Genomic DNA, 23,655 nt, shown 5'->3' on the forward strand with positions numbered 1-23,655 from the left:
AGCGCCGATGGTAGTGTGGGGTCTCCCCATGTGAGAGTAGGGAACTGCCAGGCATCAAACAAGTGAAGAGGCCATCCGCAAGGATGGCCTTTTTGCGTTTTTCTCCCTTACCGACACCCATAAACTAATCACCTATCCTTCCCTATATACGGTAAACTATCCCGGTTTTTGCATCAGGATAGCGTCTATGAACCACTCCCTTAAGCCCTGGAATACCTTTGGTATTCAACGTAATGCTCATCAAATTGTACGTGCCAATAATGCTCAGCAATTGCTGGATGCATGGCAAAATGCAACAGAAAACGGTGAACCCGTACTGATTCTGGGCGAAGGAAGTAATGTCCTGTTTCTCGAAGATTTTGCGGGAACGGTGATCGTTAACCGCATCATGGGAATTGATGTCGAAGAGCGCGCTGACAGCTGGCATCTGCACGTAGGGGCCGGAGAAAACTGGCATCAACTGGTGCAATACACCCTGGAAAAAGGGATGGCCGGCCTCGAAAATCTTGCCCTTATACCGGGCTGCGCGGGATCGTCACCCATTCAGAATATCGGTGCGTATGGCATCGAACTCAAAAACGTTTGTGAATACGTAGACTGCATTGAATTAGTGACGGGAATGGCACAGCGTTTGACCGCTGAAGAGTGCCGCTTCGGCTATCGTGACAGTATCTTCAAGCATGAATATCAGGATCGCTATGCGATCGTGGGCGTCGGTTTGCGTCTGGCGAAAGCCTGGAAACCGATCCTCACGTACGGCGATCTCACCCGCTTCGATCCGGCTACCGTGACTCCCCGCGATGTATTTGATTCCGTTTGTCATATGCGAATGGCCAAGCTTCCCGATCCGAAAGTGAACGGAAATGCGGGGAGCTTCTTCAAAAATCCGGTTATCAGCAGCGAAACCGCAGCAGCATTACTTGCCGGATGGCCAACAGCGCCGCACTACCCTCAGCCTGATGGCAGCGTGAAGCTGGCTGCAGGCTGGCTTATCGATCAGTGTCAGTTAAAGGGTACCTCGGTGGGCGGCGCTGCCGTTCATCAACAGCAGGCGCTGGTGCTAATAAATCAACGCGATGCAACCAGCGATGATGTGATAAAACTGGCGCATCATGTTCGTCAGCGCGTGGGCGAAAAATTTAACGTCTGGCTTGAGCCAGAGGTCCGCTTCATTGGTCGTACAGGTGAAGTGAATGCCGTGGAGGCCATTGCGTGAAGGACAATACCATCCCTTTAACCCTGATAAGCATCCTTGCTGACGGTGAGTTTCATTCTGGTGAGCAACTGGGTGAGCGGCTGGGCATGAGCCGTGCCGCTATCAATAAACACATTCAGACGCTTCGGGACTGGGGTGTCGATGTTTTCACGGTTCCCGGGAAAGGTTACAGTCTGCCGGAGCCCATTCAGTTGCTGAATGAAGAAGCGATCCGCGGCCAAATCGGGCATGGCAAGGTCGCAGTCTTGCCGGTTATCGACTCGACCAACCAGTACCTTCTGGACCGGCTGAGCGAGTTGTCATCGGGAGATGCCTGTGTTGCCGAGTATCAACAGGCCGGGCGCGGCCGTCGCGGGCGCAAGTGGTTCTCGCCATTTGGTGCCAATCTCTATCTGTCCATGTACTGGCGACTCGAACAGGGTCCGGCAGCGGCAATTGGCCTGAGCCTGGTGATCGGGATCGTGATGGCAGAAGTGCTGCACGATCTGGGTGCCGATAAGGTGCGGGTAAAATGGCCGAACGATCTCTATCTTAACGATCGTAAACTTGCCGGTATTCTCGTTGAGCTGACGGGAAAAACGGGTGATGCGGCGCAAATTGTCATTGGTGCAGGGCTGAACATGGTAATGCGTAACGTGCAAAGTGACGTGGTTAACCAGGCGTGGACAAACCTGCAGGAAGCGGGGCTCACCATCGATCGAAACACCCTTGCAGTACGCATGATCAAAGAACTCCGTAGCGCATTAACCCTCTTCGAGCAAGACGGACTTGCACCGTTCCTTTCGCGCTGGGAAAAACTGGATAACTTTATCAACCGCCCGGTAAAATTGCTGATTGGCGATAAAGAGATTTACGGTACTTCCCGCGGTATCGACGCGCAGGGGGCGCTATTGCTTGAACAGGACGGCGTAATTAAACCTTGGGTCGGTGGGGAAATTTCGTTAAGAAGTGCAGAATAAGAAAGATCCTCTCCCCGGTGGGGAGAGGATATAAAGTACGTTATTGAGGATAAGGAACCCAGTCGCCACCGTTCAGGCGAACATACGGTTTGTTCTGGTACTGAATCACCACCGCATTGGCATTTTCCGACACTTCAGCCGTTTGCGGCAGCTTACTGGTGAGCTGATCCCAGTTCACGCTATCTTCCACAAACAGCTTACCGTCAACCGCACGGGCGACCAGCTCGGAAATGGCCAAATAGCTGCTTGGCTGAGTAATCTCAATCGGTGCGCCCTGATGGGGAGCCTTCATACCAAAGAACTTAATCCCGGCGGGTACGTTGGTGATGGATGGGCTTGGAATATCGCGCAGGCCCGAGACCTGCATTCTGTCACCTTTCAACGCAGCACCGTGTTCTGGCACCACGACCACCATCACTTTACGACCTGATTTTTCCAGCTCGGTGAAGAAGGCATCCAGCTCATCAAAGAACTTCTGCGCACGAACTTTATAATCTGCCGTTTTGCTCACGCCTGGGTAATGGTTTCCGTCGTGAAGCGGTAAGGTGTTATAGAAGGTCGCGCTGCGTGAATCACCTTCTTTGCTGACGGTCTGCAGCCAGCGTTGCAGCACGGCGGTATCGTCATACACAGGCGAACCGTCGAAGCCCAGCAGCGTAACCGGTAGACCCGTTTGGTCCATCAGCGGTGCCTGCATCCCTCCCTCCTGACGCACCTCTTTCAGGAAATTACCAAACTGGCCGTTATGCCCCAGCATCAGATGCTGCGTAAAGCCCAGTCTGGAGAGGTTATCAAACAGATAGCATTGGTTTCCGGCCGGTTGATACAGGTTTTTATGCGATGGCTGACCACAGCTTGCGCGCAGCAGGCGAATAGCCGCCGGGCCGCTGTACGAGGTCGCAGAGTTAAAATCTTTAAACTGAATATCGAAATGGGACCACAGCGGGTGCGAGGCTAACCCGGCGGCATCAACGTCAGCCCAGGAGAGGGAACAGATGTTGATCACCAGTAATTCGAACGGCTGTGCATCCGCAGGCAATGCCTCAGGGAACGTGGTATGACGCTTGTCTTCAGCGGTGTAGAAGCTGGAGAGCCACGCGTTCAGGTTGGTGGAGGTGGGCGGTGCGGTCTGCGTTGGGATATCGCCCACTACAGGCGTATCGCCTGCCGTTGTTACGGTTGCCGCAGCGCTTCCCCCGGTAGTGGTCACCGTCGTCGTCGGCTGACCAGCCGGCCACAGTGAGAAGCTCGGCCCAGCCAGGGTCAGGACGTTAAACCAGATCATGATCGCCACGACAAACACCGTGACGCGGATCCACTGGGCCAGGAACAGCCAGGCTACCAACAGCACAAAGACAGAACCAATCATCTGCCAGTTAATGAAGCGCTCGGTCAGGTCGAGGATATAGTCTGAACTGAACCCCGCAACCTGAGAACCCTGGCTCATAATGCTTTCTGGTCCCGGTAGCCAGGTGTCATGCCAGAACAGTGCAAAACCAATTGGGATAGCAACCCAGTGGCGTAAGCGATGCAGCCTGATGTTCGGAATGGGCATCAGAAGGAAAGCCATAAACACCAGGTTAAGTAGAGGATGGAAGTTCAGATAGCCTGCCCACAGCAGACCAAACTTCACCAGAAAGTAGAAGTTCCAGCCCGAAAGGCCGCGCCAGTATTGCCAGAGCGGCGATGGCGCCGACGTGGTATAGGTAGAATTAGTCATGTTTTCGGTTTGCCTTGACGTTCGGAGCTCGTGTCAGTGTTCCGGCTGGTTTGATGTAGCGAGGTTTTACAAACAACATTCTGGTCGTATCGCGAATACGGCGCAGAGAATGGCGCGCATAGTAGCCGAGCGGGAAGAATATCAGCGCGCAAAGAATAACCAGTTGAATGATATCGCTGAGATTCATGATGCGCTCTCCTCGTGCTCGGATAACAAGCGTCGTGGTTCTGGGATCCGGCGCCAGACATGCCCGTCATGCTTAGCATTGAGAATCGGTTTGACGTCACTGCTCATGGGTAACGGTTTTGCCCACTGTTCCGGAGCCAGGGCCCGCATCTGTACCAGTTCCGCATTAATAAGATTATCTTCGAACCAAATCATGCGGTTAGAGAAAATATCGCCGGTAGGCAGCGGGAAGATATGGTTGAGGGCCGTATCCAGATCGTTTACCCGGCAGAAGGATAAAAACAGTACAAGACGGTTGTCGCCAATCGTCATGATGTCTCCGGTGCGGTTTGGTCGACATAAGGTCAGTGCCTGCTCAACGCGAATCCCCGGAACCGGGCGCAGGGCTACCATCACCCCTTTTCCGTCGGCCGGAAGCAGGGTGTTACTCATCATGTTGCCGACAGCATCACAAAAGGTATCCCACTTTTGATAGCCGCGTAGCTTCATCGGCTGCGTCATCGAAAGTAGGGTGGAGATATCTTCCGGCACGTGTCGGCTAAACTGCTGGCCCTGAATGCTCTCAATCAGCGTCAGGCAACGTGACAGCGGTGCATTCCATGGAATGACCATATTCGCACCACAGCCCAGCAGCAGACGCTCGTCGGTTGCGCGCAGGCTGGTCGTATTTTCACGTACCACGATTTTCAATGCGCTACCGCGCTGGCGGCGCAAGGTGTGTATGTGTCTTGCCAGGGTTTCTATTTGGTTATTCTGCATTAAAGAGAAAACAATGGTCGCAGCCTGCGTTGTGCGCGCTTCATTAAATAAGGCTTCATTCGTTTCGTACAGTGACCAATTTTCAGAGAGAGGAGGCGCGCCTTCTAAAACAGCCAGATGGCTTAGAATACGTTTTTCATCGCTGCGCGGCTGAACGACCGTTTCTTCCTGGCGTGACAGATGCCACTCACCCTCAATATGTTTGAGATTCAGCTGCTGGCGCGCACTCACTCCTTTTTCATTGCACCAGAATGCAATATCGTAAAGGTAGCTGTCTGCCTGGTCATGGATACTGGCAAGACCGAAAAGAGAACGATACTCACCCATTAAAAGTGAGAAAAGCTTGTCATTATTACTGCCGGGGTTTACAACCAATAGCGTGCAGTTGTGGTTCGTTGCCCATTTATTGGTTCTTGCGAGCCACTTCAGCAGTTTTTCAGCCGGAATATTTTGTAGAGTATTATTCGAGCATTTAAGAATCAAAAAATAGTTATCCGGATCAATCGAACACTGAATGTCGCGGGTCAAAAAGTATAGACTATCCGCTTCCGTGGACATGGAAAATAATTTCACAGTTTGTGGACCACGATCGTTTTCAAGCCTGATGATTTTTTTCGGTTCTTCGCCCATTGTAATGACGGCAACGCGGGAATCCTTATCCTGCGCGGCAATAGTTTGATTTACCAAACTTATGGCGTCTTCATTGCGATCCGTATTAATCCACCAGACTCCTCCGACTGGCATGTGGCGCAATTCGTCCCATAATGACTGGATGCCAATAGAAAATATGGAGTCCACGGTGTCCCTCTTTTCGTCGAATTTCTCTGTATCTCAGTTTACTAGCGAAAGCGTAGAAATAAACCTAACATTGAAATTAAAGAACATCAGATTTAGCATGTAAATGAAATTTCGTAGGCAGGAAGCCTCGCTGCATCTGATCGTGTGATTTTACTCAAAGGGATGAAATAAGAATGCATAATAATGAATCCGGTACAACCGTTGACTCCAGCCTCGGTTACACATTCCAAAACGATTTTCTGGCACTTATGCAGGCATTTTCTTTGCCTGAAATAGATTACACCGATATTTCCCAGCGGGAACAGTTGGCCGCGGCTATTAAACGCTGGCCTTTATTAGCTGAATTTGCCCAACAACAATAAGGGAGCCATTGATGGCCATACTCGGATTACAGGGCGTCCGTGGTGGAGTGGGTACAACCTCCATCACCGCAGCGCTGGCGTGGTCATTACAGCTATTAGGTGAATCGGTGTTGGTTATTGATGCCTCCTCCGATAATTTGCTGCGCATGTCATTTAATGTTGATTTTACGCGTACCGAAGGCTGGGCCCGCGCGCTGCTTGATGATAAAGACTGGCGCGATGCGGGCCTGCGCTATACCTCCCAGCTCGATTTGCTTCCCTTCGGTCAATTGACCGAAATGGAGCGCGGAAATGAAGCCGCATATCAGCGTCTGTTTTCTCAATTCACGACCGCGCTGCAGAGCCTGAAAGAAAAAGGTCACTATCACTGGATCCTGCTGGATCTGCCGCACGGCGCCGCCTCGCTGACGCGCCAGCTTCTTTCCCAGTGCGATCATGTGCTGTCTGTTGTGAATGTGGATGCAAATTGTCATATCCGTTTGCATCAGCAGCCATTGCCCGCAAATGCCCATATTTTGATTAACGACCTGCGCATCGGTAGCCAGATCCAGGATGACCTGTACCAGGTTTGGCTGCAAAGCCAGCGCCGTCTGCTGCCGATCGTCATCCATCGTGATGAAGGCATGGCCGAATGCCTCGCTTCTAAACAGCCGCTCGGCGAATACCGCAGCGATTCACTGGCGGCGGAAGAGATCCTGACGCTGGCTAACTGGTGTCTGCTGCACTTCGCCAACAGGGCGGAGCCGGGCAGGAGCGCTGTATGAGCCGTCTGTCGACCTGGTTACTCATCCCGCCGGTCAGTTCGCGGTTAAGCGAGCGTTATCGGCATTATCGGCGGCACGGCGCTTCGTCATGGAGTGCCGCATTCGGCTGTTTATGGATGATTCTTGCCTGGATGTTCATTCCGCTCGAACACCCGCGCTGGCAGCGTATTCGTGCCAGGCACAGTGAACTCTATCCGCACATTAATCCCGACAGACCACGGCCGTTAGACCCGGCACGCTATCTCATTCAAGCCCTCTGGCTGGTGGCTACAACGCCACGTTCGGAAAAGAAGACCCCGCGCTGGCGCAGTTTCGATCGTGTGGCGAACTTACGTGAACGCTACCATCAGTGGCTCGACAGGCTGCCAGACAGCGTTAGCGACAAGACCAGCCATCTTGATAACCACAAAGAGCTCGGGCACCTGCATCCGGGCTTGCGGCGTTTTATTCTCGGCGTGATTGTCGTCTTCTCGCTCATTCTTGCGCTGGTTTGTATTACGCAGCCGTTCAACCCGCTGGCGCAGTTCACCTTCCTGATCCTGCTGTGGGGCGTCGCGCTGCTGGTCCGACGGATCCCAGGGCGCTTCTCAGCCCTGATGCTGATTGTGCTCTCGCTGACCGTCTCCTGCCGTTACATCTGGTGGCGTTATACCTCAACGCTGAACTGGGACGATCCGGTCAGTCTGGTGTGCGGTTTGGTTCTGCTGTTTGCAGAAACCTATGCCTGGATTGTGCTGGTGCTGGGCTATTTTCAGGTGATCTGGCCGCTCAATCGCCAGCCGGTTCCGCTGCCGAAAGACACAAGCCAGTGGCCGTCGGTCGATCTCTTTGTGCCGACCTATAACGAAGATCTGAGTGTTGTTAAAAACACTATCTATGCGGCGCTGGGTATCGACTGGCCAAAAGATAAGCTCAAAATCTGGATTCTGGACGACGGTGGTCGCGAGGAGTTCCGACAGTTCGCGGAAGAGGTTGGCGTCGAGTATATCGCCCGTACCACTCACGAGCACGCGAAAGCCGGGAACATCAACAACGCGCTGAAATATGCCAAAGGGGAGTTTGTCTCCATCTTTGACTGTGACCACGTGCCCACGCGCTCGTTCCTGCAGATGACGATGGGCTGGTTCCTGAAAGAGAAAGAGCTGGCGATGATGCAGACGCCGCACCACTTCTTCTCACCGGATCCGTTTGAACGTAACCTCGGCCGCTTCCGTAAGACCCCTAACGAAGGCACGCTGTTCTATGGCCTGGTGCAGGATGGGAACGACATGTGGGATGCCACCTTCTTCTGCGGCTCGTGTGCGGTGATCCGCCGTGGACCGCTGGATGAAATTGGCGGCATCGCCGTGGAAACGGTGACCGAAGATGCCCACACCTCGCTGCGTTTACACCGTCGCGGGCATACCTCTGCCTACATGCGTATTCCGCAGGCGGCAGGTCTGGCAACAGAATCACTGTCGGCACACATTGGCCAGCGTATTCGCTGGGCACGCGGGATGGTGCAGATTTTCCGTCTCGATAACCCGCTGATGGGGAAAGGGCTGAAGCTGGCGCAGCGTCTGTGTTACGTCAACGCGATGTTCCACTTCTTATCCGGTATCCCGCGGCTCATCTTCCTGACGGCACCGCTGGCGTTCCTGCTGCTTCATGCTTACATCATCTACGCGCCCGCGCTGATGATTGCCCTGTTTGTTCTGCCGCACATGATTCACGCGAGCCTGACGAACTCGAAAATTCAGGGTAAATATCGCCACTCGTTCTGGAGTGAAATCTATGAAACGGTGCTGGCCTGGTATATTGCACCGCCGACGATGGTGGCGCTGATTAACCCACACAAAGGCAAATTCAACGTCACCGCGAAAGGCGGACTGGTGGAGGAAGAGTATGTTGACTGGGTCATTTCCCGTCCGTACATCTTCCTGGTTCTGCTCAATATCGTGGGTATTATCGCCGGTATTTGGCGCTACTACACCGGCCCTGAAAACGAGATCCTGACGGTGTTCGTGAGTATGGCATGGGTGTTCTACAACCTGATTATTCTCGGCGGCGCGGTGGCGGTGTCGGTGGAAAGCAAACAGGTGCGCCGCGCGCATCGCGTTGAAATCACCATGCCTGCGGCGATAGCCCGTGAAGATGGACATCTCTTCTCCTGCACCGTGCACGACTTCTCTGACGGAGGGGTAGGTATCAAAATCAACGGCCAGGCAAAGGTGCTGGAAGGGCAGAAGGTCAACTTACTGCTTAAGCGTGGCCAGCAAGAGTATGTCTTCCCGACACAGGTTGTGCGTGTGTCGGGGAATGAAGTGGGTCTGCAGCTGATGCCGCTGACCAAGAAGCAGCATATTGATTTTGTGCAGTGTACGTTTGCCCGCGCGGATACGTGGGCTCTCTGGCAGGACAGCTTCCCGGAAGATAAACCTCTGGAAAGCCTGCTGGATATTCTGAAGCTGGGGTTCCGTGGCTATCGTCACCTTGCAGAATTTGCCCCGTCGTCGGTGAAAATAATTTTCCGGTCACTTACTTCACTGGTTTCCTGGGTCGTGTCGTTCATTCCTCGCCGACCTGAGCGGGATGAGGCGAAGCAGGCGGACCCGGTTATGGCTCAACAATGATGATAACGCGATGAAAACAAAACTTTCCTGGTTATGTGCAGTGGCAATGGGGATGAGTACGCTTCCCGCAACAATGGCTAACGCAGCGCCTGATAACGCCGCGGCCACGCCTGCTCCAACGGTTCCCGTCGTCGCGCAAGCGACTGACCCGGTTGTCACTGCGGCACCGGGCCAAACGGAAAATATCGTTCCAAACCAGCCGACAGAGGGTAACACCCTACCTGCAGACGACAACGTCGTCGGACAGGTGATGCCGGGAGTGCGCGGTGCCAACGCGCCCGTCGTTGCGGAAAATGCGCCATCGCGCGATGTGAAGCTGACGTTCGCGCAAATTGCGCCTCCTCCGGGCAGCATGGTTCTGCGCGGTATCAACCCGAACGGCGGCATTGAGTTTGGGATGCGTAGCGATGAGGTTATCTCTCAGGCAATGCTCAATCTGGAATACACGCCGTCACCGTCGTTGTTGCCGGTACAATCTCAGCTGAAGGTGTATCTCAACGACGAGTTGATGGACGTTCTGCCGGTCACCAAAGAGCAGCTGGGCAAGAAAACCCAGGCGCAGGTGCCGATCAATCCGCTGTTTATCACCGACTTCAACCGTGTGCGACTGGAGTTTGTGGGTCACTATCGCGACGTCTGTGAAAACCCAGCCAGCAGCACGCTGTGGGTAGACGTAGGCCGAAATTCATCCCTACAGATGACCTACCAGTCGCTGGCGCTGAAAAACGATCTTTCTGCCTTCCCGGTACCATTCTTCGATCCGCGTGACAACCGTCAGCTCACTCTGCCGATGGTGTTTGCGGCGTCCCCGGACGTGACCGAACAGCTGGCTGCCACCATTGTGGCGTCGTGGTTTGGTTCCCGTTCCGGCTGGCGTGGCCAGAGCTTCCCAGTCATGTACGACAAGATGCCGGACAAAAATGCCATCGTCTTTGCGACTAACGCAAAACGCCCTGCGTTCCTGCGCGACCATCCGGACGTCAAAGCGCCAACCGTTGAAATGATTAGTCACCCGGACAACCCTTATGTGAAGCTGCTGGTGGTCTTCGGTCGCGATGAAAAAGATCTGGTGCAGGCGGCAAAAGGCATTGCTCAGGGAAATATTCTGTTCCGTGGTAACAGCGTCGTCGTCGATGACGTAAAACCGCTGCTGGCGCGTAAGCCATATGATGCGCCGAACTGGGTACGCACCGATCGCGCAATTACCTTCGGCGAGCTGAAAACCTATGAAGAGCAGCTGCAGTCTACGGGGCTTGAGCCATCACCGATTAGCCTGTCGCTGAACCTGCCGCCGGACCTGTATCTGCTGCGTACCAACGGGATTGATATCAACCTCAACTACCGTTACACCGCGCCGTCGACCAAAGACAGCTCGCGCATGGATATCAGCCTGAACAACCAGTTCCTGCAATCCTTTAGCCTGACAAGCACACAGGATACAAACCGTCTAATGCTCCGTCTGCCGGTGCTGCAAGGCCTGCTGGACGGTAAAACCGATGTTTCTATCCCGGCGCTGAAGCTGGGCGCAGTAAACCAGCTGCGTTTTAACTTCCAGTACATGAACCCGATGCCTGGCGGTTCGGTGGATAACTGCATCACCTTCCAGCCGGTGCAGAACCACGTGGTGATAGGGGATGAGTCGACCATCGACTTCTCGAAGTATTATCACTTTATTGCGATGCCGGATCTGCGGGCCTTCGCCAATGCCAGCTTCCCGTTCAGCCGCATGGCCGACCTGTCTGAGTCGATTGTCGTGATGCCGAAAGCGCCAAGCGAGGGCCAGGTATCGACGCTGTTGGATACGATGGGCACCGTCGGGGCGCAAACCGGTCTGCCGGCTATTAACGTGACCCTCACGGACGAGGGTAGCCAGATCCAGAACAAAGATGCCGATATCATGATTATTGGCGGCATCCCGGACACGCTGAAGGACGATAAACGCGTCGATCTGCTGGTGCAGGCCGCTCAGTCGTGGGTTAACACCCCGCTGCGTCAGACCGAGTTCCCGAGCATTATGCCAGACAGTGGCGATCGCCAGGCGAACGTCAAAACCACCGTCAGCTCAACGGGGCCGATGGCCGCTATCGTTGGCTTCCAGTCTCCGTATCACGATCAGCGCAGCGTTATCGCGCTGTTGGCGGACAGTCCTCGTGGTTATGAACTGTTAAATACCGCCATGAATGACAGCGGTAAACGCTCGGCAATGTTTGGCTCCGTCTCCGTTATCCGTGAATCGGGCGTCAACAGCCTGCGCGTAGGGGAGGTCTACTATGTGGGCCATCTCCCGTGGTTCGAGCGTCTGTGGTATGCGCTGTCTAACCATCCGGTGTTGCTGGCCATTCTGGCTGCGGTCAGCGTGGTATTACTGGCTTGGGTGCTGTGGCGTCTGCTGCGTATCATCAGCCGTCGTCGCCTGAACCCCGACAATGAGTAAGATGTGATGAAAGTCTTTCGCTGGTGTGTATTAGCCGCGTTGATGTTGGGGGCGTCGAATCTTCGCGCCGCCTGTACCTGGCCTGCATGGGAGCAGTTTAAAAAGGATTACATCAGCGAGAGCGGGCGTGTCATTGATCCCAGTGACACGCGAAAAATCAGCACCTCTGAGGGGCAAAGCTACGCGTTGTTCTTTGCGTTGGCCGCGAATGACCGCAAGGCGTTTGACCTGCTGCTGACGTGGACCCGGGATAACCTGGCCCAGGGGAGTCTGGATGACCATCTGCCGGCGTGGTTATGGGGGCAGAAAGATAAAGAAAGCTGGGCGGTGATCGATCCTAACTCTGCATCCGATGGCGATATCTGGATTGCCTGGTCGCTGCTCGAAGCGGGTCGATTGTGGAATCAATCGGACTATACCCGCACGGGCAAGGCGCTGCTTAAGCGTATTGCCCGCGAGGAAGTGGTGAAAGTCCCCGGGCTTGGCTCAATGTTGCTACCCGGTAAAGTCGGTTTTGCTGAAGAAAATGCCTGGCGTTTTAACCCCAGCTATCTTCCGCCTCAGCTAGCGAGCTATTTCACGCGCTTTGGTGCCCCGTGGACCACGCTTCGTGAAACCAACCAGCGGTTACTGCTGGAGACGGCACCGAAAGGTTTCTCACCTGACTGGGTGCAATACCAGAAAAACAAAGGCTGGCAGCTCAAGCAGGATAACGCGCTGGTGGGCAGCTATGACGCCATCCGCGTCTATCTCTGGGTGGGGATGATGAGTGATAAAGATCCTCAGAAAGCTCGGCTGCTGGCGCGCTTTCAGCCAATGGCGGCAATGACCACGAAACAGGGTGTTCCGCCGGAGAAAGTGGACGTGGCGAGCGGAAAAGCCACAGGCAATGGCCCGGTCGGTTTTTCCGCCTCCATGCTGCCATTCTTACAGCAGCGGGATGCGCAAGCGGTACAGCGCCAGCGCGTCACGGACCATTTTCCCGATAAAAATGCCTATTTCAGCTACGTGCTGACACTCTTCGGGCAAGGATGGGATCAGCATCGTTTTCGCTTCACCGCAAAGGGTGAATTAATACCGGATTGGGGCCAGGAATGCGCAAGTTCACAATAAATCTACTCAGTTTATCGCTTGGCCTGGCGCTGATGCCGTGGGCCCAGGCCGCCAACTCCCCGCAGCAGCAACAGCTGCTGGAGCAGGTGCGTCTGGGGGAATCGACGCAGCGTGAAGATTTGGTGCGTCAGTCGCTCTATCGCCTTGAGCTGATAGACCCGAACAATCCTGACGTCATTGCCGCGCGTTTCCGCTACCTGCTTCGTCAGGGCGATACCGCCGGGGCGCAAAAAGAGCTGGATCGCCTGAAAGGGATCGCCCCGAGTTCCGGCGCTTATCAGTCGTCGCGTAATACGATGCTGCTCTCCACGCCTGATGGACGTCAGGCGCTACAGCAGGCGCGATTGCTTGCCACGACGGGCCATACTCAGGAAGCGATTGCCGCCTATGAGAAGCTCTTTGCCGGCAATCCGCCGAGTGGCGATCTGGCTACGGAATACTGGAACGTGGTGGCGAAAGATCTCGCCCGTCGCGGTGCGGCCATTGAACAGCTGAAGAAGATCAACGCCAGCAGTCCCGGTAATACCCAGCTACAGGCCACGCTGGCGCAGCTGTTATTCCAGACCGGGCGGAGCGATGAAGGCTTTGCGGTACTGCAGGAAATGGCTAAGTCCACCGGTGGCCGTAATCAGGCGTCTGATATGTGGTATCAGCAGATCAAAGATCGGCCTGCCAGCAGCGCCAGCGTCAGCGCGTTACAAAAATACCTGAGCGTGTTCAGCGATGGCGATAGCGTGGCGGCGGCGCGTTCACAGCTTGATGCACAGCAAAAACAGCTTGCCGACCCCACGTTCCGTGCAAAAGCAGAAGGGTTAGCGGCGGTGGATGCCGGGCAGGGCAGTAAAGCGGTGACGGAGCTGCAAAAAGCGGTCAGCGCGAATCATACTGACAGCGAAGCCGTAGGCGCGCTGGGTCAGGCATATTCACAGAAAGGCGATCGCGCACGCGCGGTGGCACAGTTTGAAAAGGCGATCGCACTCGATCCGCAGAGCGACAACCGGGGCAAGTGGGACAGTTTGCTGAAGGTGAACCGCTACTGGCTGCTGATCCAGCAGGGTGATGCCGCGCTCAAGGCGAATAATCCGGTGCAGGCAGAGCGTTACTATCAGCAGGCGCGCAGCATCGACAATACCGACAGCTACGCGGTACTTGGGCTGGGGGACGTCGCGGTGGCGCGTAAAGATAATGACGCCGCCGAGCGTTATTATCGCCAGGCATTACGTATGGACAGCGGAAACAGCAATGCGGTACGCGGCCTTGCCAATGTGTATCGTGCGCAGTCACCTGAGAAAGCCTCTCAGTTTATTCAGTCGCTCTCTGCCAGCCAGCGTCGCAGCATTGATGATATTGAACGCAGCCTGACCAACGAACAACTGTCTGCCCAGGCAGAACAGCTGGAAAACCAGGGCAAATATGCCCAGGCCGCTGAAATTCAGCGACGCCGTCTGGCGCTCGCGCCGGGTGATGTGTGGATAACCTACCGCCTGTCACGCGATCTTTATAGCGCCGGCCAGCACGGCCAGGCCGATAACCTGATGCGCCAGCTTGCCAGCCAGAAACCGGCAGACCCGGAACAGGTGTATGCCAACGGGCTGTATCTCTCGGGTAACGATCAGGATCGCGCCGCGCTGGCACACCTGAATACGCTGCCGCGTAGCCAGTGGAACGGAAATATTCAGGAGCTGGCAGATCGCCTGCAAAGTAATCAGGTGCTTGAAACCGCGAACCGCCTGCGCGACGGCGGTAAAGAGCAGGAGGCAGAAACGCTGCTTCGCCAGCAGCCCGCCTCAACCCGAATCGATTTAACGCTTGCGGACTGGGCGTTGCAGCGTGGCGACCGCACGGCAGCGAAAACTGCCTACAACACGGTATTGCAGCGTGAGCCACAAAATGAAGATGCAATCCTGGGCCTGACGGAAGTCTACATAGCCGAGGGCAGCAAGGATGCGGCGCGCGCAGAGCTGGCGAAACTGCCTGTCGCGCAGAATGGCCAGCCGCCGTCGCTTAACATGCAGCGCCGGATCGCCTTGGCGCAGGCCGGTCTGGGTGATTCAGCCGCCGCAGAACAGACGTTCAACGCCCTCATTCCTCAGGCCAAATCGCAGCCTGCGTCGATGGAAAACGCGCTGGTATTACGTGACGCGGCGCGTTTCCAGGCCCAAAACGGCCAGCCGCAACAGGCACTGGACACGTATAAAGACGCGATGGTGTCGTCTGGCGTCACCGAGACGCGTCCGGCTGACAACGACAGCTTTACCCGCCTGACCCGAAACGACGAAAGCGATGACTGGCTCAAGCGCGGCGTGCGTAGCGATGCCGGCGATCTGTACCGCCAGCAGGATGTTAACGTTACGCTGCAGCATGATTACTGGGGCTCAAGCGGCACGGGCGGTTATTCCGACCTTAAAGCGCATACCACGATGCTGCAGGTCGATGCGCCGCTGTCAGACGGACGGATGTTCTTTCGCAGCGACCTCGTGAATATGGACGCGGGTTCGTTTGCCACCACCAACGGAACCTACGATCCGAAGTGGGGAACCTGTGCTGAAACGCCGTGTAGCGGCAGCACAAATCAGACAGGCAATGGCGCAAGCGTGGCCGTTGGCTGGCAGAATAAAACCTGGGCGTGGGATATTGGCACGACGCCGATGGGCTTTGACGTGGTCGATGTGGTCGGTGGCGTAAGCTATAGCAATGACCTCGGTCCGATTGGTTACACTCTGAATGCACATCGTCGCCCGATCTCCAGCTCCCTGTTGGCCTTTGCTGGTCAAAAAGATACCAATACCGGCACCACCTGGGGCGGCGTGCGTTCAACCGGTGGTGGGGTGAGCGTAAGCTATGATAAAGGCGAAGCGAACGGTATCTGGTCGAGCCTGAACATGGACAGCCTGACCGGTAAAAATGTGGAAGATAACTGGCGCATCCGCTGGATGACCGGCTATTACTATAAGCTGATCAACGAGAACAACGAGCGCTTGACGGTCGGCGTCTCTAACATGCTCTGGCATTATGACAAAGATCTCAGCGGCTACTCGCTGGGGCAAGGGGGTTATTATAGCCCGCAGGAGTATGTCTCCTTTGCGCTGCCAGTGACCTGGCGCAAGCGCACCGAGAACTGGTCATGGGAGCTGGGCGGCTCCGTCTCCTGGTCGCATTCCAAGACAAAAGATGAGCTGCGTTATCCGAACCAGGGGCTGATCCCTACCGATGAGCCGGGTCGCTATACCGACAGAGGCGCAATGGAAACGGGTAGCTCGTCCTCTGGCACGGGTTATACCGCAAGAGCCATTATTGAACGCCGCGTGACGTCCAATTGGTTTGTCGGAATGGGCGTGGATATTCAGGAAGCGAAAGACTATACCCCAAGCCATGCGCTGCTCTATGTGCGTTACTCTGCTGCAGGCTGGCAGGGCGACATGGACTTACCGCCGCAGCCGCTAATACCTTATGCGGACTGGTAATCGGATTTAACTTAATCCAATTGTAAGTATCTCTTAAAAGCACGGCGATCGGGTATACTCAGGCGCGCCAGGTTTACACCCTGGTGCGCCCTGCGCTTCGAGTTTTGTGGAGAGTCATTTTGCGTGTCAGCCGTTCCTTAACAATCAAACAGATGGCGATGGTTTCTGCCGTCACGATGCTGTTTGTATTTCTCTTCTGCGTCATTCTGCTGTTTCATTCCGTACAGCAGAATCGCTATAACACGGCTTCACAATTAGAAAGTATTGCCCGCTCGGTGCGTGAACCGCTGTCGGCCTCCATCCTGAAAGGGGATATCCCTGAGGCTGAGGCGATCTTAAAACGCATCCAGCCTGCCGGAATTGTCAGCCGTGCGGATGTCGTGCTGCCTAACCAGTTCCAGGCATTACGGATGAGCTTCATCCCGGAGCGCCCCGTGCCGATGATGGTGATGCGCCTGTTTGAACTTCCGGTACAAATCTCTCTGCCTGTCTATTCCCTGGAGCGACCCGCCAACCCGCAGCCGTTAGCCTATCTTGTGCTGCAGGCCGACTCCTATCGCATGTATAAATTTGTGATGAGCTGGGTTGCTACATTAGTAACCACTTACTTACTTTTAACGCTTATTCTGAGCGTGGCGCTCACCTGGTGCATTAACCGGCTCATTGTACACCCTCTGCGACGCATCGCCCGGCAGTTGAATGATCTCTCTCCTCAGGATCAGGTAGGGCATCAGCTTGAACTTCCTCGCCTGCATCACGACGATGAAATAGGCATGCTGGTGCGCAGTTACAATATCAACCAGCAGCGCGCGATGCGCCAGCAGGATGAGCTCAACAGCAGCGCCACCCGTTTCCCGGTATCCGATTTACCGAACAAAGCCTTCCTGATGGCGTTGCTTGAGCAGACCGTTGCCCGGCAGCAAACCACGGCGCTGATGGTGATTGCCTGCGAAACCTTGCAGGACACGGCGGGCGTACTCAAAGAGAGCCAGCGTGAAATGCTGCTCCTGACGCTGGTGGAGAAGGTCAAATCGGTTCTTGCCCCGCGCATGGTGCTCACCCAGGTCAGCGGCTATGACCTTGTGGTTATTGCTCACGGTGTGAAAGAGCCGTGGCACGCGATTACATTAGGTCAGCAAGTGCTCACTGTCATTAACGAGCGTCTGCCCATTCAGGGTATCCAGCTGCGCCCAAGCGCCAGTATTGGGATTGCCATGTACTATGGCGATCTCACGGCAGAACAGCTTTATCGTCGCGCGTTCTCGGCAGCCTTTACTGCCCGCCGCAAAGGAAAGAATCAAATCCAGTTCTTTGACCCAGAACAGATGGAAAAAGCACAGCAGCGCCTGACCGAAGAGAGCGATATTCTCACCGCGCTGGATAACCGTCAGTTTGCCATCTGGCTCCAGCCGCAGGTGAATTTGCTGACAGGCGAAGTCAAAAGTGCGGAAGCGCTGCTGCGTGTGCAGCAGCCTGATGGCTCGTGGGAGCTGCCTGAGGGGCTGATTGAGCGCATCGAGTCCTGTGGACTGATGGTCACTGTCGGCTACTGGGTGCTTGAGGAGTCGTGCCGCCAGCTGGCGGCCTGGCAGGAGCGCGGCGTCACGCTACCGCTCTCGGTCAATTTGTCAGCCCTGCAGCTTATGCATCCGACCATGGTCTCTGAGATGCTGGAGCTGATCCATCGTTACCGGATCCAGCCCGATACGCTGATTCTGGAAGTCACGGAGAGCCGTCGGATTGACGATCCTAATGATGCGGTTGCCATCTTAAAACCGCTGCGTAACGCCGGTATCCGTATAGCGCTGGATGATTTTGGTATGGGCTATGCCGGGCTTCGTCAGCTTCATCACATGAAAACGCTGCCGGTAGATGTGCTGAAAATCGACAAAACCTTTGTCGACGGGCTACCGGAAGACAGCAGCATGGTGCAGGCCATCATCCAGATGGCGCGGAGCCTCAACCTGCATCTGATTGCCGAGGGTATTGAGACGGAAGCGCAGCGCAGCTGGTTAGCCGGCGCGGGCGTGGAGAGCGGACAAGGATTCCTGTTTGCCCGCGCCGTGCCGTCCGATGTTTTTGAACAACGTTACCTTTCCAACGCTGGTAAAGACGCAAACGTGTAATTTTGTTGCTGGCTTGTGCGAGCCAGCTCAAAGTTCTTAACATTTGTGTTTCAAATTTGAACCAGGTTTATTTCTGTCCTGTTATGTGGGTGTTATTTTAGAGCCGCAGGTTAACCATAACCTTAAAAAGCCTGTGGTTTTTCTTCCCAAGGACACCCTATGAAAACCTCAATCTTCAAAAGCCTTTACTTTCAGGTCCTGACAGCCATCGCAGTCGGTATTTTGCTTGGTCACTACTACCCTGAACTGGGCGCACAGATGAAACCGCTTGGCGACGCGTTCGTTAAGCTCATCAAAATGGTCATTGCTCCTGTCATCTTCTGTACGGTCGTGACCGGTATCGCTGGCATGGAAAGCATGAAGGCGGTCGGTCGTACCGGTGCAGTGGCGCTTCTCTATTTCGAGGTGGTCAGCACCATTGCCCTGATTATCGGTCTGATCATTGTTAACGTGGTGCAGCCCGGGGCGGGCATGAACGTTGACCCGTCAACCCTGGATGCCAAAGCCGTCGCCATGTACGCCGAGCAGGCGAAAGATCAGGGCGTTGTTGCCTTCCTGCTGGACGTCATTCCAAGTAGCGTCATCGGGGCCTTTGCCAGCGGCAATATCCTGCAGGTGCTTCTGTTTGCCGTGATGTTTGGCTTTGCGCTGCATCGTCTGGGCAGCAAAGGGCAGATCATTTTCAACGTGATTGAAAGCTTCTCGCAGGTCATCTTCGGCATCATCAACATGATCATGCGCCTGGCACCGATTGGTGCTTTCGGTGCGATGGCCTTCACCATCGGTAAATACGGGGTGGGTACGCTGGTGCAGCTGGGCCAGCTGATTATCTGCTTCTATATCACCTGTATTCTGTTCGTGGTGGTGGTGCTGGGTTCCATCGCGCGCGCGGCGGGTTTCAATATTTTCAAATTTATCCGCTACATCCGCGAAGAGCTGCTGATTGTGTTGGGCACATCGTCTTCGGAATCCGCGCTGCCGCGTATGCTCGATAAAATGGAAAAGCTGGGCTGCCGTAAGTCTGTGGTGGGGCTGGTTATCCCGACAGGCTACTCCTTTAACCTCGACGGCACCTCGATATACCTGACGATGGCCGCGGTGTTTATCGCGCAGGCGACAAACAGCCATATGGACATTTTCCATCAGATAACCCTGCTGGTGGTGCTCCTGCTCTCGTCTAAAGGGGCCGCAGGGGTCACGGGAAGCGGATTTATCGTGCTGGCGGCGACCATTTCGGCGGTGGGACATCTGCCGGTGGCGGGTCTGGCGTTAATCCTCGGTATTGACCGCTTTATGTCTGAAGCGCGCGCCTTAACCAACCTGGTGGGTAACGGCGTGGCGACGGTTGTGGTGGCGAAATGGGTGAAAGAGCTGGATCACAAAAAGCTCGACGACACGTTAAACAATCGCCCGTCTGCCGACAAAACTGCCGGTTTATCCTCTTAATCTACTGATAAATGCCCGCATTCCCTTGTCGGGATGCGGGCTCCTGCGCATAATAACTGTTCGTACCTGTCATAATTCGACAAGATTTTTTTTGGGTATATTTCACTTCTCACCGTGACGTTTGGCTGAACACGCGGTCTAATCGACGTGTTTTCATCGTCATCTTTAGAGTGAAGCGCGTCGCGAGACACTCTTTTTAACCAGGAATGTTGATCAGGGGTTCACATGCAGGGCACAAAAATTCGACTCTTAACCGGCGGTTTGCTGATGATGGCAGCAGCCAGTTATGTGCAGGCAGATGCGCTCCAGCCAGACCCAGCCTGGCAACAAGGAACACTCGCGAATGGGTTCCAGTGGCAGGTGTTAGCCACTCCGCAGCGTCCCAGTGACCGCATCGAAATTCGTCTGTCTGTGAATACTGGCTCCCTCACTGAAAGCACCCAGCAGACCGGTTTTAGCCATTTTATTCCTCGACTGGCGCTCACCCAGAGCGGCAGTTTGCAAGCGGTTCAGGTGCGTTCGCTTTGGCAACAGGCCATCGATCCTAAACGCCCGCTGCCTCCGGCTGTGGTCTCGTATGACTACACCATGTTTAACCTGAGCCTGCCAAATAACCGTAACGATCTGCTTAAAGAAGCCCTGACCTACCTCTCCGATGCTACCGGCAATCTGGCAATTACGCCGGACACCGTGAACTATGCGCTGAGCAACAGCGACATGGTTGCCACATGGCCCGGAGACACCAAAGAGGGCTGGTGGCGTTATCGCCTGAAAGGTTCAACGCTGCTCGGTCATGACCCGGCCGAACCACTGAAGCAGCCGGTAGACACCGAGCAGGTGAAATCCTTCTACCAGAAATGGTACACCCCGGACGCGATGACGCTGATTGTCGTCGGGAACGTAGACAGCCGTGCGGTAATTGAGCAAATCAACAAAGCGTTTGGCGAGCTGAAAGGGAAGCGTGAAACGCCTGCGCCTGTTCCTACGCTCTCTCCGCTGCGCCCTGAGCCGGTCAGTATCATGACGGACACCGTGCGTCAGGACAGGCTTTCCATGATGTGGGATACCGCCTGGCAACCTATCCGCGAATCTGCCGCGCTGCTGCGCTACTGGCGTGCCGATCTGGCGCGTGAAGCCCTGTTCTGGCACGTTCAGCAGACGCTCAGCAAGAGCAACACCAAGAATATCGGCCTTGGTTTTGACTGCCGCGTGTTGTTCCAGCGCGCCCAGTGCGCGATTAACGTCGAGTCGCCGGGCGATAAGCTGAATGCGAATTTGGGCGTGGTGGCGAAAGAGCTGGCAAAAGTACGCAAAGAGGGGCTTTCTGAAGAAGAGTTCAACGCGCTGGTGGCGCAGAAAAAACTTGAGCTGCAGAAGCTGTTCGCGACCTATGCCCGCGCCGATACGGACATTTTGATCAGCCAGCGCATTCGTTCACTGCAGAATCAGGTTGTGGACATCGCACCGGAACAGTACCAGAAGCTGCGCCAGGACTTCCTCAACGGGCTGACCGTCGAGATGCTTAATCAGGATTTACGTCAGCAGCTTTCTCAGGACATGGCGTTAGTCCTGCTGCAGCCGAAAGGCGAGCCGGAATACGACATGAAAGAACTTCAGGCAACCTGGAATGGCATTATGGCACCGGTATCGCAGGCAGCACAGCCTGCAGCGGCAGATGATTTACATCAGGATGCGACGGATATTCCGCAGGGTCAGTAACGAAATACCCTCTCCCCGCCGGGGAGAGGGTGAAGACGTTTAAGCAGGCATCGCCTCACGCGGAATGATAGCCCCACGGTACTGAATGACGGTGCTGGCCGTCAGATGTCCACGCTGCGCGGCCGCTTCCGGCGTTCCGCCCGTCAGACGTACTGCCAGATAACCCGCGCTGAATGAATCACCCGCCGCCGTCGTATCAATCACTTTTTCTTTGGCCAGCTTCACCGCCGGTACTTCAACCACCGAATTGCCCGCAATCGCGACCAGGCATGAATCCGCGCCGCGCTTAATGACCACTTCATTAACGCCTGCGGCCTGCGTGCGAGCGATAACCTCATCAACCGGTTTTTCACCCCACAGCGCATCTTCGTCGTCCAGCGTCAGGAAGGCGATATCCGTGCACTGCAACATCTGTTGATAGACCTGCTGCGTTTCTTCACGGCTGGCCCACAGACGCGGACGGTAGTTGTTATCGAAAATGACCTTTCCGCCGTTAGCGCGGCATTCATGCAGCAGCGACATCAGCTTTTCACGGCTGGATGGGCTTAAAATCGCCAGGCTGATCCCACTCAGGTAGAGATAATCAAAGGTCGCCAGCTCTTCACAGATGGCCGCTGCGGCATCGCTCTCGAGCCAGAATTTGGCGGCGGCTTCATTGCGCCAGTAGTAGAACGTACGCTCACCGGTGCTGTCGGTTTCAATGTAATAAAGCCCCGGCAGGCGGTTTTCCATACGCTGAATCAGCGAGGTCTCAACATGTTCGCTCTGCCAGGCTTCCAGCATTTGCTGGCTAAAACTGTCGGTTCCCAGCGCGGTGACGTAGTTGACGGCAAGCGTCTCTGGAGAAACCTGACGGGCAATATAAACGGAGGTGTTTAAGGTATCGCCACCAAAACCGCGGCTGACTTCCGCACCTTTTTGTGACAGCTCAATCATGCATTCGCCAATCACGGCAATTTTTTTAGACATAGTCGTGAACCTGAACAGAGTAATTAACGGTAGTGTGCGCTGTGTGGATTTTGTGGTCAATGATATTAAAACGACGTTCCATTATTTTTTTTGAGCCAGCGCGTGTTCCTGGTAATTTGTGACATCTTAATTTCATTTTCCCTGCCAATTGAACATAAAGTTCTCAATTGTCGCGCCGATAACCCAGTGACGAGTCCAGAAAGGCCATCCCCAACAACAGGACATCTGAAATGAAGTCAGAGCAGGTTATCCAGCGGCAAAGCACCACGCCTGAGGCAAGTATTGAGGACTTGCAGGAGCATCGCTACTGGCTGCAATGTGAGCGCGCGTATACCTATCAGCCGATCTACCGAACCGACGGTCGACTGATGGCGATTGAAATTTTGACGGTCGTTACCCATCCCTCAAACCCTTCACTGCGTATCGCGCCAGATCGGTATTTTGCCGGAGTTGCCGTTCGCCAGCGCATTGATGTGCTGGAAGAGCAGCTAGCCATGCTGGCGACCAAAAAGCCCTTTTTCGAGCAGCATAATATTCTCGCCTCGGTGAACGTCGACGGTCCAACCCTGCTGGCGCTGCGCCAGAACGAGAAACTGCAGGATCTGATCGGCACACTGCCGTGGATGCGCTTTGAGCTGGTTGAACATGTTCGCCTGCCGCAAGACTCATCGTTCGCCTCGATGTGCGAATTTGGCCCGCTGTGGCTGGATGATTTTGGTACCGGCATGGCAAACTTCTCTGCCCTCAGCGAAGTGCGCTATGACTACATTAAAGTGGCGCGCGATCTATTTATTATGCTGCGCCAGACGCCGGAGGGGCGCAATTTGTTCACGCTGTTGCTGCAGCTGATGAACCGCTATTGCCAGGGCGTAATTGTTGAAGGCGTTGAAACGCTGGAAGAATGGCGCGATGTGCAAAACTCGCCCGCCGCGGCCGCGCAAGGCTATTTCCTCTCCCGTCCGGTGCCGATGGATACCCTCGAAAACGTGATAACGACCCTCTAAACCG

General features: G+C 55.0%; 16 protein-coding genes. 12 read left to right on the forward strand and 4 right to left on the reverse strand.

The genetic code is table 11. From position 1 onward, the window contains the following. Positions 1 to 187 precede the first annotated feature (187 nt). Together murB and birA are read left to right on the forward strand one after the other, a co-directional pair. Positions 188 to 1,216 (forward strand): UDP-N-acetylmuramate dehydrogenase, encoded by a 1,029-nt coding sequence (murB, locus tag V5P19_RS17090; protein ID WP_334405385.1) that lies wholly within the window; start codon positions 188 to 190, stop codon positions 1,214 to 1,216. Beyond that, positions 1,213 to 2,175: a bifunctional biotin--[acetyl-CoA-carboxylase] ligase/biotin operon repressor BirA gene (gene birA / locus V5P19_RS17095; protein ID WP_334405387.1), complete on the forward strand. Its 963-nt coding sequence runs from the start codon at positions 1,213 to 1,215 to the stop codon at positions 2,173 to 2,175. Before murB ends, birA begins: the two co-directional genes overlap by 4 nt. Before the next feature lie 40 nt (positions 2,176 to 2,215). On the opposite strand, the gene bcsG is transcribed toward birA, so the two are convergent. Genes bcsG through bcsE form a run of 3 tightly spaced genes read right to left on the reverse strand, consistent with a single transcriptional unit; the run spans position 2,216 to position 5,638 of the window. Continuing rightward, positions 2,216 to 3,895: a cellulose biosynthesis protein BcsG gene (bcsG, locus tag V5P19_RS17100; RefSeq protein ID WP_334405390.1), complete on the reverse strand. Its 1,680-nt coding sequence runs from the start codon at positions 3,893 to 3,895 to the stop codon at positions 2,216 to 2,218. Next, positions 3,888 to 4,082 carry a cellulose biosynthesis protein BcsF gene (gene bcsF, locus V5P19_RS17105; RefSeq protein ID WP_334405392.1) on the reverse strand — a complete coding sequence of 65 codons (195 nt, stop codon included), beginning with the start codon at positions 4,080 to 4,082 and terminating at the stop codon, positions 3,888 to 3,890. Before bcsF ends, bcsG begins: the two co-directional genes overlap by 8 nt. After that, positions 4,079 to 5,638 (reverse strand): cellulose biosynthesis c-di-GMP-binding protein BcsE, encoded by a 1,560-nt coding sequence (gene bcsE / locus V5P19_RS17110; RefSeq protein WP_334405394.1) that lies wholly within the window; start codon positions 5,636 to 5,638, stop codon positions 4,079 to 4,081. Before bcsE ends, bcsF begins: the two co-directional genes overlap by 4 nt. A 173-nt stretch (positions 5,639 to 5,811) precedes the next feature. Between bcsE and bcsR the strand changes: the two genes are divergently transcribed. The 9 genes from bcsR to V5P19_RS17155 all read left to right on the forward strand — a co-directional run bounded on the left by bcsR (position 5,812) and on the right by V5P19_RS17155 (position 21,678). After that, on the forward strand, positions 5,812 to 6,000 hold the full coding sequence (gene bcsR, locus V5P19_RS17115) for a cellulose biosynthesis protein BcsR (RefSeq protein ID WP_334405396.1): 189 nt from the start codon (positions 5,812 to 5,814) through the stop codon (positions 5,998 to 6,000). Positions 6,001 to 6,011: 11 nt separating this feature from the next. After that, a complete protein-coding gene (bcsQ, locus tag V5P19_RS17120) occupies positions 6,012 to 6,764 on the forward strand; it encodes a cellulose biosynthesis protein BcsQ (protein WP_334405398.1) in 753 nt (250 codons plus the stop codon). Further along, complete coding sequence (gene bcsA, locus V5P19_RS17125; protein WP_334405401.1) at positions 6,761 to 9,376, forward strand: UDP-forming cellulose synthase catalytic subunit; 2,616 nt, start codon at positions 6,761 to 6,763, stop codon at positions 9,374 to 9,376. Before bcsQ ends, bcsA begins: the two co-directional genes overlap by 4 nt. A 10-nt stretch (positions 9,377 to 9,386) precedes the next feature. Next, the gene (gene bcsB / locus V5P19_RS17130) at positions 9,387 to 11,810 is read left to right on the forward strand and encodes a cellulose biosynthesis cyclic di-GMP-binding regulatory protein BcsB (RefSeq protein ID WP_334405403.1); all 2,424 of its coding nucleotides are present in this window, start codon (positions 9,387 to 9,389) and stop codon (positions 11,808 to 11,810) included. Between the two features lie 6 nt (positions 11,811 to 11,816). Beyond that, on the forward strand, positions 11,817 to 12,923 hold the full coding sequence (gene bcsZ, locus V5P19_RS17135; protein ID WP_334405684.1) for a cellulose synthase complex periplasmic endoglucanase BcsZ: 1,107 nt from the start codon (positions 11,817 to 11,819) through the stop codon (positions 12,921 to 12,923). Continuing rightward, positions 12,905 to 16,387: a cellulose synthase complex outer membrane protein BcsC gene (gene bcsC / locus V5P19_RS17140; RefSeq protein WP_334405405.1), complete on the forward strand. Its 3,483-nt coding sequence runs from the start codon at positions 12,905 to 12,907 to the stop codon at positions 16,385 to 16,387. Before bcsZ ends, bcsC begins: the two co-directional genes overlap by 19 nt. Positions 16,388 to 16,506: 119 nt before the next feature. Then, on the forward strand, positions 16,507 to 18,513 hold the full coding sequence (gene hmsP / locus V5P19_RS17145; RefSeq protein ID WP_334405407.1) for a biofilm formation regulator HmsP: 2,007 nt from the start codon (positions 16,507 to 16,509) through the stop codon (positions 18,511 to 18,513). A 159-nt stretch (positions 18,514 to 18,672) separates the two neighbouring features. Continuing rightward, a complete protein-coding gene (locus V5P19_RS17150) occupies positions 18,673 to 19,959 on the forward strand; it encodes a dicarboxylate/amino acid:cation symporter (RefSeq protein WP_334405409.1) in 1,287 nt (428 codons plus the stop codon). Positions 19,960 to 20,184: 225 nt separating this feature from the next. Next, the gene (locus V5P19_RS17155) at positions 20,185 to 21,678 is read left to right on the forward strand and encodes a pitrilysin family protein (protein WP_334405411.1); all 1,494 of its coding nucleotides are present in this window, start codon (positions 20,185 to 20,187) and stop codon (positions 21,676 to 21,678) included. A 39-nt stretch (positions 21,679 to 21,717) separates the two neighbouring features. Here the strand turns inward: V5P19_RS17155 and V5P19_RS17160 are convergent, their stop codons facing one another. Continuing rightward, complete coding sequence (locus V5P19_RS17160) at positions 21,718 to 22,647, reverse strand: sugar kinase (RefSeq protein ID WP_334405413.1); 930 nt, start codon at positions 22,645 to 22,647, stop codon at positions 21,718 to 21,720. Positions 22,648 to 22,877: 230 nt separating this feature from the next. Here V5P19_RS17160 and pdeH point away from each other — a divergent pair, with 230 nt between their 5' ends. Next, positions 22,878 to 23,651 (forward strand): cyclic-guanylate-specific phosphodiesterase, encoded by a 774-nt coding sequence (gene pdeH, locus V5P19_RS17165; protein ID WP_334405415.1) that lies wholly within the window; start codon positions 22,878 to 22,880, stop codon positions 23,649 to 23,651. Positions 23,652 to 23,655 lie beyond the last annotated feature (4 nt).

It is taken from the genome of Enterobacter sp. UNJFSC 003 (genome assembly GCF_036903355.1).
Lineage (GTDB): Bacteria > Pseudomonadota > Gammaproteobacteria > Enterobacterales > Enterobacteriaceae > Enterobacter.